The sequence below is a fragment of the Variovorax sp. LjRoot290 genome (genome assembly GCF_964253985.1).
Taxonomy (GTDB): Bacteria; Pseudomonadota; Gammaproteobacteria; order Burkholderiales; family Burkholderiaceae_C; genus Variovorax.
The window spans coordinates 1,241,377-1,254,226 of sequence record NZ_CAXURW020000001.1; the positions used below are offsets into that span (position 1 = coordinate 1,241,377).

Genomic DNA, 12,850 nt, shown 5'->3' on the forward strand with positions numbered 1-12,850 from the left:
ATGAAATTCGACTACGCCAATCCCTATCCCTCGATCCGCATCCCCGTCTTCGCACGCAACGTCGTCTCGACTTCGCATCCATTGGCCGCGCAAGCGGGCCTTCGCATCCTCCAGCAGGGCGGCAATGCAGCCGACGCAGCCATCGCGACGGCTGCGGTGATGACCCTGGTCGAACCGGTCAGCAACGGCCTGGGCAGCGATGCCTTCTGCATCCTGTGGGACGGCGAGAAGCTGCATGGGCTCAATGCCTCCGGCTCGGCGCCGCAGGCCTGGACGCCCGAGTACTTCCGCCGCAAGTACGGTGCCGATGCCGCGACGCCACCGCAGCGCGGCATCGACTCGGTGACGGTGCCGGGCGCGGTCGGCGGCTGGGTCGCGTTGTCCGAACGCTTCGGCAAGCTGCCCTTCGAAGACCTGATGGCGCCGGCCATCGAGATCGCCGAGCGCGGCTACCTGATGCCGCCGGTGGTGCAGCAGAAGTGGGCCGCGGCCACGCCGATCCTGCAATCGCAGCCGGGTTTCGCGCAGGCCTTCCTGCCATGGGGCCGTGCGCCCGAGGTCGGCGAGCTGTTCCGCTTTCCAGCCGCGGCGCGCGCCCTGAAGGCCATCGCCGCGACCAGGGGCGATGCCTTCTACAGCGGCGAGATCGCCGAGGCGTTGGGGAAATTCTCGAACGCCAACGGCGGCAGCCTCAAGGTGCGCGATCTCGCCAACTGGAAGCCCGAGTGGGTCGAGCCGATCTCGCAGAACTACCGCAAGCACACGCTGCACGAGATCCCGCCCAATGGGCAAGGCATCGCGGCGCTGATTGCGCTCGGCATCCTCGAGCACTTCGACATGGCATCGATTCCGGTCGATTCGGTCGCTTCGCAGCACCTGCAGATCGAGGCCATGAAGCTGGCCTTTGCGGACACCTACCGCTACGTCTCGGACCCATCGTCGATGGAGGTGACGCCCTTGCAAATGCTCGATGGCACCTACCTCGCCTCGCGTGCCAAACTCATCGACGTGAACAAGGCGCAGGACTTCAAGGCGGGCAACCCGGTCAAGGGCGGCACCATCTACCTCACCGCCGCCGACGAGCGCGGAATGATGGTGAGCTTCATCCAGAGCAACTACATGGGCTTCGGCTCCGGCTGCGTGGAGCCTGAATTCGGCATCAGCCTGCAGAACCGCGGCCACGGTTTCAGCCTCGATGCCAAGAGCCCCAACGTGGTGGCGCCTGGCAAGCGGCCTTTCCAAACCATCATTCCGGCCTTCCTCACGAAGGACGGGCAGCCCGTGATGAGCTTCGGCGTGATGGGCGGCAACATGCAGCCGCAGGGCCACATGCAGACACTGGTGCGCATGCTGGACTACGGCCAGAACCCGCAGGCTGCCTGCGATGCGCCGCGCTGGCGCTTCAACAGCGGGCTCGAGATCAACGTCGAGGCCGCCATGAATCCGGCGACGGTGCGCGGCCTCGCGGAGCTCGGCCACAAGGTCGACGTGATCAACGACTCCTACCAGGACTTCGGCGCCGGCCAGTTCATCTGCCGCGCGGGCGATCCGGCGGTCGAAGGCTACGTGGCCGCGAGCGATCCGCGCCGCGACGGCCTGGCGGCGGGGTTCTGAGATCGATGTCTGCGGTTCAGGCCACGCCCGGGCAGCTCGCGCACAGGAGCATCGGACCCGGCCTGGCTCTCGCCACCGCTGGCGCGATCGCGTTCAGCGGCAAGGCGATCATCGTCAAGCTCGCGTACCGCTACGGCGTCGATGCGGTCACGCTGATCATGCTGCGCATGCTGTTCGCGCTGCCGCTGTTCGCGCTCATGGCCTGGTGGGCCGGGCGCGGCAAGGCGGCGCTGACGCGGCGCGACTGGCTGGGCGTGTTCGGTCTCGGCTTTTCGGGCTACTACCTCTCGAGCTTCCTGGACTTCGCGGGCCTGGCCTACATCACGGCCAGCCTGGAGCGGCTGATCCTGTACCTCAACCCCACGCTGGTGCTGCTGTTCGGCTGGATCGTCTACCGCCGGCGCATCACGCGCTGGCAGGTGGCGGGCATGGCCGTCAGCTACGCCGGCGTGCTGCTGGTGTTCGGCCACGAGGTGCAACTGGGCCAGAGCGCGGCCGCAGCGTGGGGCACGCTGCTGGTGTTCCTGAGCGCGGTGAGCTATGCGGTCTACCTCGTCGCCAGCGGCGAGTTCGTCAAGCGCCTCGGGTCGCTGCGGCTGGTGGGGCTCGCGACCAGCGTGGCCTGCGTGCTGTGCATCGCGCAGTTCGTCCTGCTGCGGCCGATCAGCGCGGCCCTGCAGGTGGCGCCCGAGGTGATCTGGTTGTCGGTGCTCAATGCCACGCTGTGCACCGCATTGCCGGTGCTGGCGGTGATGATGGCCATCGAGCGCATCGGCCCCGCGATGGCAGCGCAAACGGGTATGGTCGGGCCCATGTCGACCATCCTGATGGGCGTGCTGATCCTCGGCGAGCCCTTCACCGCGTGGATCGCGGCCGGGACCGTCCTGGTGATCGCCGGCATTTTTGTCTTCACTCGAACCGGGCGCTGAAGGCCCGAAGGAAACGACCATGGATTTTGGAATTGCAGGCATGACCGCGCTGGTGTGCGGTGCGAGCAAGGGCCTCGGCTACGGCTGCGCGGAAGCGCTGGTGCGCGAGGGCGTGAACGTGGTGATCGTCGCGCGCGGCGCCGAGGCGCTGGAGGTCGCGGCGAAGAAGCTGTCGGCGCTCGCGGGGCCCAAGCCTTTCGTCAAGCATGTCGCGGCCGACATCACGAGCGCCGAAGGCCGCGCCGCGGTGTTCGCGCTACACAAGGATTTCGACATCGTGGTCACCAACGCCGGCGGCCCCCCGCCCGGCGATTTCCGCGACTGGGACCGCGAGGCCTGGATCAAGGCGGTCGACGCCAACATGCTGACGCCGATCGAGCTGATCAAGGCCACGGTCGACGGCATGGCCGCGCGCGGTTTCGGGCGCATCGTCAACATCACCTCGAGCTCGGTGAAGGCGCCGATCGACATCCTCGGCCTCTCCAACGGCGCACGCAGCGGCCTCACCGGCTTCGTCGCCGGCGTCGCGCGCACGGCCGTAGCGGCGAAGGGCGTGACCATCAACAACCTGCTGCCGGGCTCCTTCGACACCGACCGGCTCAAGGGCACCATGGCCGGCGCGGCGAAGAAGTCCGGCCAGGACCTGGACACCGTCATGGAAAGCCGCAAGAAGAACATCCCGGCGCGGCGCTTCGGCACGCCGGAGGAGTTCGGCGCCATCTGCGCCTTCCTCTGCAGCGTGCAGGCGGGCTACCTGACGGGGCAGAACGTGCTGGCCGACGGCGGGGCCTATCCGGGGACCTACTGAGCCGCAGGCACGGTCGTCGGCGTCAGCGCACAGCTCTGTTTCTACGCTGTATCGCGAGAGAAAGCAGGACGCCAAGCGCACAACACGCGCTCAGGGTTCCAAGCGCCCAATGGCATCCCTGCGTAAAGCTGGCAAGATCGGCGTCGCTCAAATGACCCAGGGAGCCGCCATATGCAGCGCGCTGCGCCAGTGGGGGCAACGGTGCAGTCGCGATGCTCAGCGTCAAGGCCGTGCCGATCACAAACCCCGCGTTTTGCAGAGTGGAACGCACGCCGTTGGCGATGCCGCGGCGCTCCGTGCCCACACTGCGCAGGATGGCAGTGTTGTTGGGCGTGACGAAGATTCCAATGCCGACACCGAACAGAAGCAGACTCGCACCGAGCTTCGCTCCGTCGACATCGGGGCTCAGGAAAAAAGTCAGCCCGACAAGACCGCAAGCGGCGAGCAACATCCCCGCCGTGCACAGATGTTCGGCGGCAATGCGACGGGTGAGCGCGCCGGCAACGGGTGCGGCCAACAACATTCCCAAAGCGACCGGCGCAATGCGGATTCCCGCGCCCAGCGAATCCAAACCGCCGGCTACCTGCATGAACAATGCAACGAGCACCACGGGTGCCGCTTGGGCCACGGACAGCAAGAGCACGCAAACATAAGCCACCGCGCGCGAAGGATCTGCAAAGAGGCCAGGATCGACCAGGGGCTGTGTCCGGGTCATCTGCGTCACAACAAAGGCCGCGAGTGCAACGGCCCCCACCACCGCGCCAATGCATACCCCAGGACTCAGCCAGCCTTGAGGGCCGCCCATCGACAGCGCATACACCACGCCACCCAGTCCCGCGAAGGACAGCAGCGCGCCGATGCCATCGAACCGTTCGACGCTGGGTGCCGACATGAATGGCAGTGCGCACCATGACCATACGAGCGCTCCAACGCCCAGTGGGACATTGAGCAGGAATATCGCGCGCCAACCCCATACGGCTGCTACTGCGCCTCCGATGAGGGGTCCCAGAACCTGTGCGAGCGCCGCGACCATCGCCAGGATCCCCAATGCCAAGCCCAGCCTGCCGCCGCCAAACGCGTCACTCACGAGGGCGCTGGTGTTGGCAAACACCGCCGCTGCGCAAACCGCCTGCAATACCCTGAACATGAGCAAGACCGGCGCCGTGGCCGACCACGCGCAGCCTGCGCTGGCAAGCACAAAAATCGCCAATCCTGCAAGGTAGAGCCGACGCCGCCCCCAGATGTCTGCCAGGCGCCCGAAACTCAAGATGCAGATCGTGCTGACCAGCATGTAAGACAACAAGATCCAACTCGCCTGCGCTGGCGTGGCCTCCAGGCTCCCGGCCACCAGTGGCAGAGCCACGCTCAACGCACTGGCATTGACGAAACAAAGCGCCGCGCCCAGGCATGCGCTCAGGAGCACCGGCCACCCTGCAAGCTTGCGGGGCGATGACAGCAAGGGCGGGCGGGCCGTTGCTTGCGACACCTCAGTCCTCGCTCTTGAAGCCGGATGCTGCGACCACCGGACGCCAGAACGCCCGCTCCGTGCGCATCGTGTTCTGCAGTTCCGCGCCCGGCAATCCGCTGGCCTCCAGTCCGAGGCGATCCAGCTGTTCTCGCACTTGCGGCACCTTCATGGCGGCGATCATGGCCTGCTCAAGCCGCGCGACGACTTCCTTGGGTGTGCCGGCTGGCGCGTAGGCCCCATAGGAAGCATTCGCGTGATCGAATGCTGTGATACCCGATTCGTTCAGCGTGGGAACGTCAGGCAGCCATTTCAGGCGGGTCTTGCCCGACACGGCAAGAATGCGCAGCTTGCCGGCGCGGTGCAGCTCCAATTGGCTGGCGAGCGCGTCCGTGCCGATCGGAACGTGTCCGCCGACGATGTCGGCGGCCAAGGGCGCCCCGCCTTTGTAGCTGACCGCAGCAAGGGGCGCATCGACGGCCTTGGCCAGCATCAAGATGCTGAAATGCAGCGCGCCGCCGAGGGATGTCAGGCCGAATCCAGTCTGCGTGGGGTTCTGCTTGACCCACGCAACATATTCCTTGACGGTGCGGTAGGGTTGTTGCGCGCCGGCCGACACCACCGTCGGTGCATACGCGAGGTGGGCCACCGGAATGAAGTCCTTGTCCACGTTGTAGTTCAAGCGGCTGTACGTCATTGGAAAGATGACAAACGGCGGCGTCGATCCGAGCAGGATGGTTCTGCCGTCCGGCCGCGAATTCTTCACCGCCTCGATCGAAATGCGCGTGGAGGCTCCGGGGCGGTTCTCCACCAGCACCGGTTCCTGCAGGGACACCCTCATCTGTTCAGCCACGGCACGGGCCAGCGTGTCCAGCGCGCCGCCTGGCGGGAAGCCCACGATCAGCCGCATCGGCGCTGCGGGCGCGGTGCTGGTCTCGGCGGCCGTCGCAGTGGAAATCAGGGCGAGCGTCGCGCTGAACAGGAAAGAGTTCAAAAGCTTGGTCATTGGAGGCTTTCGGGAGGGAGGGAAAGACGACCGGCAAGGCGCAGGCAAGCACCTGCACATCAGCAAAAAGCCAACTCGGGCGTGAACGTCTCGTGCGCCTGCGATGCTTCGAAGAGAGCCGCCACGCGCAGCAAGGCCGCGTCCTGACGAAAGCGGCCCACGATCTGCAAGCCGATCGGCAGTCCAGCGGAATCGACACCGCACGGCAGACTGATGGCCGGATGCCCGGTCAGGTTGAAGGGCATGGTCCAGGGAAACCAGTTCGCCCGCACCTCCGGAACAACATTCCCGTCGATGTTCATGGAGCCGAAGAGGTCCTGATCGATCGGCAGTGCCGTACAGGAAAGCGTGGGCATGACCAGGAAATCGCTGCGCGCCAGCAATTCCTGCACGTGCCGAAAAAGCTCGGTGCGGGCGAACATCGCGTGCTGGTATTCGACCCCATCGACATCCTTCGCCAAGGCGAGTTGCTGCAAGAGCGAAGGGCTGAGCTTGTCGCCGTGCGCCGCGGCCAGCGGTGCAAAGCGGCCCCGCCAGCTGGTGTGGTTGATCACCCGCCACAGCGGCTCGATATCGAAGCCCTGGCCGGACATTTCCTCCAGCTCGGCGCCCAAGTCACGCAGGCTGCCCAGCGCCCGTTCGAATGCGCTGCTGACGTCGCGGGCAATCGGACGCCCCTTCGGCGCTGCACAGAACAGGAGGCGAAGACCTTTCAGGTCTCCATCGTGGCGCAGCACATCGTGGTAGGGGGTGACGGGCATCCCGATCGACCAGGGATCGGATCCATGTTCGCCGGCCATGGCCTGCAGCATGAGTGCCGTGTCGGCCACGTTGCGGGTGGTTGGAGTCACATAGGTGTAGTTGGCGAAGGCGTCTTGAACCTGGCTGTGCGGAACAACACCCTGGCTCTGCTTCAGACCCACGACACCGTTGCAAGCGGCCGGAATGCGCGTCGATCCGCCGCCGTCGGTGGCTACGGCCAACGGCGCAATACCCGCTGCCATGGCCACCGCCGCACCCCCGCTCGATCCGCCGCTGGTGCGCGTGGCATCCCACGCGTTGCAGGTCCGCCCGAACAGCGGGGCGTCCGTCAGGCACTTGGCGCCGAATTCGGAAGTGGTCGTCTTGCCGATCAGGATCGCGCCCTGCCGGCGCAAGCGTGCCACTGCTTCCGCATCGTGGTCGGGCACATGATCCTGGTACAGCACAGAGCCGAAGGTGGTACGGACGCCTCGCGTGTTGACCAGGTCCTTCACCGTCAAGGGCACGCCGTGCAGTGCGCCGAGCGCCTCGCCACGCATCACGGCCGCCTCTGCCGCCTTCGCCGCGCGCAGCGCTTCGTCGTGACAGATGGTGATGAAGCAGTTGAGCCGTGGCTGGAGCGCATCGGCTCGCGCGAGGACGGCCTCGGTGATCTCGACCGGCGACAGCTCGCGTCGCGCCACCCGGGCGCGCACCTCGGTGGCCGACATCTCGCACAACTCTTGAAAGGGGGGCTTGCCTGAAGACTGCATTCGCAAATCTTTTCATGACCAGTTCCCGCGGGTCCAATACTGTTTTACAAGAAATGCATATGAATCTAGTATGGGTCATGGACCTGAGAAGCTTGCGCTATTTCGTTGCCGTCGCAGAAGAGAAGAGCGTGGGAAAGGCGGCGCGGCGTCTGAACATGGCGCAGCCTCCGCTTTCGGTCCACATTCGAAATCTGGAGCAGGCGCTGGGTACGCCGTTGTTCAGGCGCGCGTCGCGCGGCATGGAGATCACCGATGCCGGAAGCGCACTTCTGTCGCGGGCCCGGGAGGCCCTGCTGCTGGCGCACGAGGGTTTCGAAGCGGCACGCGCCGTCGGTTCCGGCCATCGAGGGCGCCTGACGATCGGCACCATGTTTGCCCTGTCCTATCTCGTGCTTCCCAGGCTCGCTCCCGAACTCAAACGACGGCTCCCCGATGTCGAGGTCCGCTACATGGAGTTGAGCGCAACGACAAGCACATCAGCCATCACCAACCTCGAGGCGACGGTCGCGCTGTGCATGCCATCCATCGCTCGCGAAGGTATTGCGTCGGAGCGGATCGGCACACAACCGCTGTTGCTGGCAGTCAGCGCGCGGTCGGCCTTGGCGCGCATGTCGACAGTCCCCATCGAGCGCCTGGCAGGCCTGCCATTGATCGGCTTGCCAACACTGGAGGAAGGTGTCGACAAATCCGTGGTGGCGTCCATGCTGCGCAGAAACAATGTCACGATGCACATCGCGCATCGGGTAGAGACAGTGAACTCGGCGCTCGCGCTGGTGATGGCCGGTGAGGGATGCGCAATACTCCCGGCCTGCGCGCAAATTGGCCGACCACCTGGTGTTGTGTTCAGGCGCTTCCGCAACGTTCGGGACGCCCTGGAGGTTGCCGTTTGCTGGCGGCGAGATCTCGACAATCCGCTGATCGAGCCCTTCCTCGCGTGTGCTCGTGCTGCGCTAGGCTGATTTCATCAACGCCTGCCCCATCCGGATCGGTGTGTCGGTCTCGATGCCCTTGGCCAGCGTGAAGCCCTTGGGGGCGAAGACGATGATGGTCGAGCCGTGCTCGAACCAGCCCATCTCCTCGCCCTTGCGATAGTCGGCCTCGCAGTCGGTGCGCTTCGGCCCGCGGTAGCGCAGGTTCAGCAGCACGTCCAGGCAGTGCAGGCGCAGGCTGGCCACCAGGATCGCCGCCACCGGCACCATCGCGATGCGATGGCCGCCGGCATGCAGGCGCGCCTCGATCAGTGCGCGCTCGTTGCGGCAGAACAAGCGCTCGATGCGCTTGAGCGCGATCGGGTTGACGTTCCAGGTGTCACCCGACAGATAGGTGACGCGCTCGACCCGGCTGTCGTGCGGCGCGTGGAAGCGGTGGTACATGCTCGAGGTCAGCCTGAGCGTCGCATAGCAGCCGTCGCGAAACGGTTCGACCGCGCGCGCATCGCCGAACAGTTCCGCGACCGAGTACGGAAAGCCCTTGGCCTGGAACACCTCGATGCCGTTCACCGCACCGCAGGCGCCGACGATGGCGTCGCAAGGGCTCGCCAGCACCGAGGGGTCGGGATCGACGGCACGGGACCCCGGCTTGAGCTCGCGGATGAAGCAGTCGTGCAGGCTGTCGAAGCGGGTTTTCTTCGCGTCGCTCAGGTCGAGGTCGGCGAACAGGCGCCAGACCGCGATCGAGGCGTCGCGCACCCATGGATGGCGCAGCTTGCTGAACCAGCCCATGAAGCGCGTCAGCAGGATGCGTGGCACGCGGTTGGTGAGCAGGAAGTTCAGGTCTTCCTGCTGCAGCAGGGCATCGCGGAGTCTTCGGATTTTCATCGGGCCGTCAAGAAGCTGTTGTAGACAGGGAGGTCCTGTCCGACTTCGAATCCATGAACGAAACATTCCTTTTGTCCGCCGTGGCGCTGGCTGCGGGCGCCGCCATGCTGCCGCTCGGCCTGCGCCGCCTCGAACTCTCCCGCGCCAAGCATCCTTCGCTCACCGGCCACTCGCGCATGGCCAAGCGCATCGCGGGGCTGCTGCCGGGCTATGCCTACGATGCCGACCGCTTTTTCGTCTCGGACGGCGCACCCGCGGAAGTGATCGAACGGCGGCGCGCCGGCCTGGCGGCGCTGGCGGCCCTGTACCGCACGCGCTATGCACGCTCGCTCGCGGCCACGGCCGAGGCGCGGCCCGGATTGCCGGACCTGCAGTTCACCGGCGCCTACCGCGTGCCCTTCCAGTACAGCCCCTATCTGCGCGAGCACCTGCAGGTCGGCGCCTTCCTCCAGGCCTCGCACGGCGTCACGATGGAAGACCTGGACGGCAACGTCTTCTACGACCTCACCGGGTCCTACGGCGTCAACGTCTTCGGCTACGACTTCTACAAGGAGTGCATCGCCGAAGGCGCCTCGCTCGTGCAGGCGCTCGGGCCCGTGCTCGGCGCCTACCACCCTTGCGTGAGTTCGAACGTGCAGCGCCTGCGCGAAATCTCCGGCCTCGACGCGGTGTCCTTCCACATGTCGGGCACCGAGGCGGTGATGCAGGCGGTCCGGCTGGCCCGCTACCACACCCGCCGCACCCACCTGGTTCGCTTCTGCGGCGCCTACCACGGCTGGTGGGACGATGTGCAGCCCGGCCTCGGCAACCCGATGCCGCCGCGCGAGACCTACACGCTGCGCGAGATGGACGATCGCGCGCTGCGCGTGCTGCGCAAGCGCAGCGACATCGCCTGCGTGCTCGTCAATCCGCTGCAGGCGCTGCACCCGAACGCCGGCGCGCCGGGCGATTCGTCGCTGGTGGACAGCGGCCGGCGCGCCGGCTTCGACCGGGCCGCTTACGCCGACTGGCTCAAGGCCTTGCGCAAGGTATGCACCGAGCGCGGCATCGTGCTGATCTTCGACGAGGTCTTCGTCGGCTTCCGCCTCGCGCGCGGCGGCGCGCAGGAATACTTCGGCGTGCGCGCCGACATGGTGACCTACGGCAAGACGCTCGGCGGCGGGCTGCCGGTCGGCGCGGTCTGCGGCCGCGGCGATCTGATGAAGCGCTTCCGTGAAGACCGTCCGGCCGACATCTGCTTCGCGCGCGGCACCTTCAACTCGCATCCTTATGTGATGGGCGCGATGCATGCCTTCCTGGACCGGCTCGAACGGCCCGAGGTGCGCGCGCTCTACGATGGAATCGACGAGCGCTGGAACGGGCGCGCCCAGTTGCTCAACGCGCGCCTGCAGGAGGCGGGCGTGCCGGTGCAGGTGGCGAACCTGTCGTCGATCTGGACGGTCTTCTATACCCGTCCTTCGCGCTACAACTGGATGTTGCAGTACTACCTGCGCGCCGAGGGGCTGGCGCTGAGCTGGGTCGGCACCGGCCGGCTGATCTTCAGCCTCAACTACTTGGACGCCGACTTCGATGCGGTCGTGCAGCGCTTCGTGGCGGCCGCGCGCGCGATGCAGGCCGACGGCTGGTGGTGGGACGATGCCGGCCTGACCAACAAGTCGATCAAGCGCGAAATCTTGCGCGAGATGCTCGCGCATCGCTGGCAGGGGCAGTAGTCGCGAGGGCGCGGGCGCGCGCCTCACGCCTTCTGTTCGATCAGCTCGCCGCGCAGCAGATGCAGCGGCGCGCGATGGTAGAGCTTGATGTCGTGGAAGGGGTCGGTCAGGATCTTGGTCATCCACACCAGGCCGGTGCGGACATCCTTGAGCCAGAAGAGGTGGAAGGTCCGGAACAGCAGGCCGCCGGCACCGAGCGCCAGCCACACCATGCCGAGCTGCCGCACATAGCCCTCGAAACCGCTGCCCGGCGCCATCAGCTCGAACACCGTGGGGTCGAGCCACAGCAGCACCGGCGCCGCCGCCCACAGCCCCATCAGCACCACCTTGCGCCGCAGGTTGTAGCCGACCTTGATCTCTTCCTTGTGCTCGTGGGTCGCCTGGTTGACGTGGTCGTAGCCCTTGGGCTCGAAGAAGAAATGGCCGGCCTGGCGGCTGGTCATCGACACCAGCCAGCCGATGAGCGCCGCGGCCACCGGATCGACGAAGAGCAGCGCGTAGGCGATCACGAAACTGACTGCGCTCACCAGGTGCAGCGACTGGTTGATGCGGCTGTGGTGGTAGTAGCGGTGGTCGTCCCAACGCTGGATCTCGAGGGCGCGGAAGAAGTCTTTCAAGTTTTCTCCTGTGGAGCGCCGATGGCGGATAAGCGCGGCGCGTGACGGAATGGTGACGAGCGTGCGTGAAATTTCGGTGACGCTGCTGTCACGGCAATGTTGCAATCGATCGGCAGCATGCCGCGCATGGCCTCTTCGCTCTCACCCATTGTGGTCGACGACATGCCGGCAGCGCAACGGTCGCTGCGCATCGCGCTCGTCACCGAGACCTATCCGCCGGAAGTGAACGGCGTGGCGCTGACCCTGCAGCGCATCGTCGAGGGGCTGCATGCGCATCACCACGACATCCAGCTGGTGCGACCGCGCCAGACCGTGGAGGACATGGCTTTGCGCGCCGATCGCTTCCACGAGGTGCTGATGCGCGGCTTCCCGATTCCGCGCTATCCGGAGATGAAGATGGGCGTGCCCTCGAAGAAGGCACTGGTTGCGTTGTGGAGCCGGCGGCGGCCCGACCTGGTCTACATCGCCACCGAAGGGCCGCTGGGCTGGTCGGCGCTGCAGGCCGCCGCCGTATTGAAGCTGCCGGTGTGCTCCGATTTCCGGACCAACTTCCACGCCTACAGCCGGCACTACGGCATCGGCTGGCTGCAACGGCCCATCATGGGCTATCTGCGCAAGTTCCATAACCGCACCGCCTTCACCATGGTGCCGAGCGAGCGGCTGCGCGTGGAGCTGGTGACGAACGGCTTTCAGCGGCTGGTGCTGGTGTCGCGCGGCGTCGACACGGCGCTTTTCGATCCGGCGCGACGCAGCGAGGAATTGCGTCGCGCATGGGGCGTCGAGCCCGGCACCGTCGTGGTCCTCTACGTGGGGCGTCTGGCGCCGGAGAAGAACCTCGGTGCGCTGGCCTCCGCCTTTTTCGCGATGCGCCGGGTGCATCCGGCGACGCGGCTCGTCGTCGTCGGCGACGGGCCTGCCAGGCACACGCTCGTTTCGGCGATCCCCGATGCGATCTTCGCGGGAACGCGCTACGGTGAGGATCTCGCCGCGCACTATGCGTCGGCCGATGCCTTTCTCTTTCCCAGCATGACCGAGACCTTCGGCAACGTGACGCTCGAGGCCTTGGCCAGCGGGCTGCCCGTGCTGGCTTACGACTATGCCGCGGCGGGGCAGCTGATTCGAAGCGACGAGAACGGCTTGCTGGCGCGGCTCGGCGACGAGCCCGAGTTCATTCGCCAGGCCGTGCGGCTTGCCGCCGAACGCGAGCACGCGCTGCGCATGGCGCTGAACGCCCGCCAGACCGCGAACGAGCTGGGCTGGGAACGCATCGTCACGCAGGTCGAGTCAGTGTTCGCCGCGACGCTGGCTGCCGGCTCCGAGCCGCGCGCAGCCGGTGCGGCGGGCCGCGCCGTGGCGGGCGCGATGTAG

The 12,850-nt window shown here is 66.4% G+C and carries 11 protein-coding genes; 6 read left to right on the forward strand and 5 right to left on the reverse strand.

The window, feature by feature from the left end:
- From ACSQ9A_RS06290 to ACSQ9A_RS06300, 3 genes are read left to right on the forward strand one after another with little or no spacing between them, the layout of a single operon-like run.
- Window positions 1–1,614 carry a gamma-glutamyltransferase family protein gene (locus ACSQ9A_RS06290; RefSeq protein WP_436303044.1) on the forward strand — a complete coding sequence of 538 codons (1,614 nt, stop codon included), beginning with the start codon at window positions 1–3 and terminating at the stop codon, window positions 1,612–1,614.
- 5 nt (window positions 1,615–1,619) lie between these two features.
- The gene (locus ACSQ9A_RS06295; RefSeq protein WP_436303045.1) at window positions 1,620–2,543 is read left to right on the forward strand and encodes a DMT family transporter; all 924 of its coding nucleotides are present in this window, start codon (window positions 1,620–1,622) and stop codon (window positions 2,541–2,543) included.
- 19 nt (window positions 2,544–2,562) lie between these two features.
- The gene (locus ACSQ9A_RS06300) at window positions 2,563–3,351 is read left to right on the forward strand and encodes an SDR family oxidoreductase (protein WP_436303046.1); all 789 of its coding nucleotides are present in this window, start codon (window positions 2,563–2,565) and stop codon (window positions 3,349–3,351) included.
- Between the two features lie 22 nt (window positions 3,352–3,373).
- On the opposite strand, the gene ACSQ9A_RS06305 is transcribed toward ACSQ9A_RS06300, so the two are convergent.
- From ACSQ9A_RS06305 to ACSQ9A_RS06315, 3 genes are read right to left on the reverse strand one after another with little or no spacing between them, the layout of a single operon-like run.
- Window positions 3,374–4,837 (reverse strand): DHA2 family efflux MFS transporter permease subunit, encoded by a 1,464-nt coding sequence (locus ACSQ9A_RS06305; RefSeq protein ID WP_436303047.1) that lies wholly within the window; start codon window positions 4,835–4,837, stop codon window positions 3,374–3,376.
- Between the two features lies 1 nt (window position 4,838).
- Window positions 4,839–5,822, reverse strand: a complete 984-nt coding sequence (locus tag ACSQ9A_RS06310; RefSeq protein ID WP_436303048.1) for a tripartite tricarboxylate transporter substrate-binding protein — start codon at window positions 5,820–5,822, stop codon at window positions 4,839–4,841.
- Between the two features lie 59 nt (window positions 5,823–5,881).
- Window positions 5,882–7,294 (reverse strand): amidase, encoded by a 1,413-nt coding sequence (locus ACSQ9A_RS06315; RefSeq protein WP_436303049.1) that lies wholly within the window; start codon window positions 7,292–7,294, stop codon window positions 5,882–5,884.
- Between the two features lie 56 nt (window positions 7,295–7,350).
- On the opposite strand from ACSQ9A_RS06315, the gene ACSQ9A_RS06320 reads away from it, so the two are divergent.
- Window positions 7,351–8,295, forward strand: coding sequence for a LysR family transcriptional regulator (locus ACSQ9A_RS06320; protein WP_436303050.1), 945 nt, complete (start codon window positions 7,351–7,353; stop codon window positions 8,293–8,295).
- On the opposite strand, the gene asd is transcribed toward ACSQ9A_RS06320, so the two are convergent.
- Window positions 8,287–9,153: an archaetidylserine decarboxylase gene (asd, locus tag ACSQ9A_RS06325; RefSeq protein ID WP_436303051.1), complete on the reverse strand. Its 867-nt coding sequence runs from the start codon at window positions 9,151–9,153 to the stop codon at window positions 8,287–8,289. The two genes, ACSQ9A_RS06320 and asd, sit on opposite strands and share 9 nt — an antisense overlap.
- Window positions 9,154–9,206: 53 nt before the next feature.
- On the opposite strand from asd, the gene ACSQ9A_RS06330 reads away from it, so the two are divergent.
- Window positions 9,207–10,865: an aminotransferase class III-fold pyridoxal phosphate-dependent enzyme gene (locus ACSQ9A_RS06330; RefSeq protein WP_436303052.1), complete on the forward strand. Its 1,659-nt coding sequence runs from the start codon at window positions 9,207–9,209 to the stop codon at window positions 10,863–10,865.
- A gap of 23 nt (window positions 10,866–10,888) precedes the next feature.
- Here the strand turns inward: ACSQ9A_RS06330 and ACSQ9A_RS06335 are convergent, their stop codons facing one another.
- Window positions 10,889–11,482 (reverse strand): hypothetical protein, encoded by a 594-nt coding sequence (locus ACSQ9A_RS06335; protein WP_436293862.1) that lies wholly within the window; start codon window positions 11,480–11,482, stop codon window positions 10,889–10,891.
- 96 nt (window positions 11,483–11,578) lie between these two features.
- Between ACSQ9A_RS06335 and ACSQ9A_RS06340 the strand changes: the two genes are divergently transcribed.
- On the forward strand, window positions 11,579–12,850 hold the full coding sequence (locus ACSQ9A_RS06340) for a glycosyltransferase family 4 protein (RefSeq protein WP_436303053.1): 1,272 nt from the start codon (window positions 11,579–11,581) through the stop codon (window positions 12,848–12,850).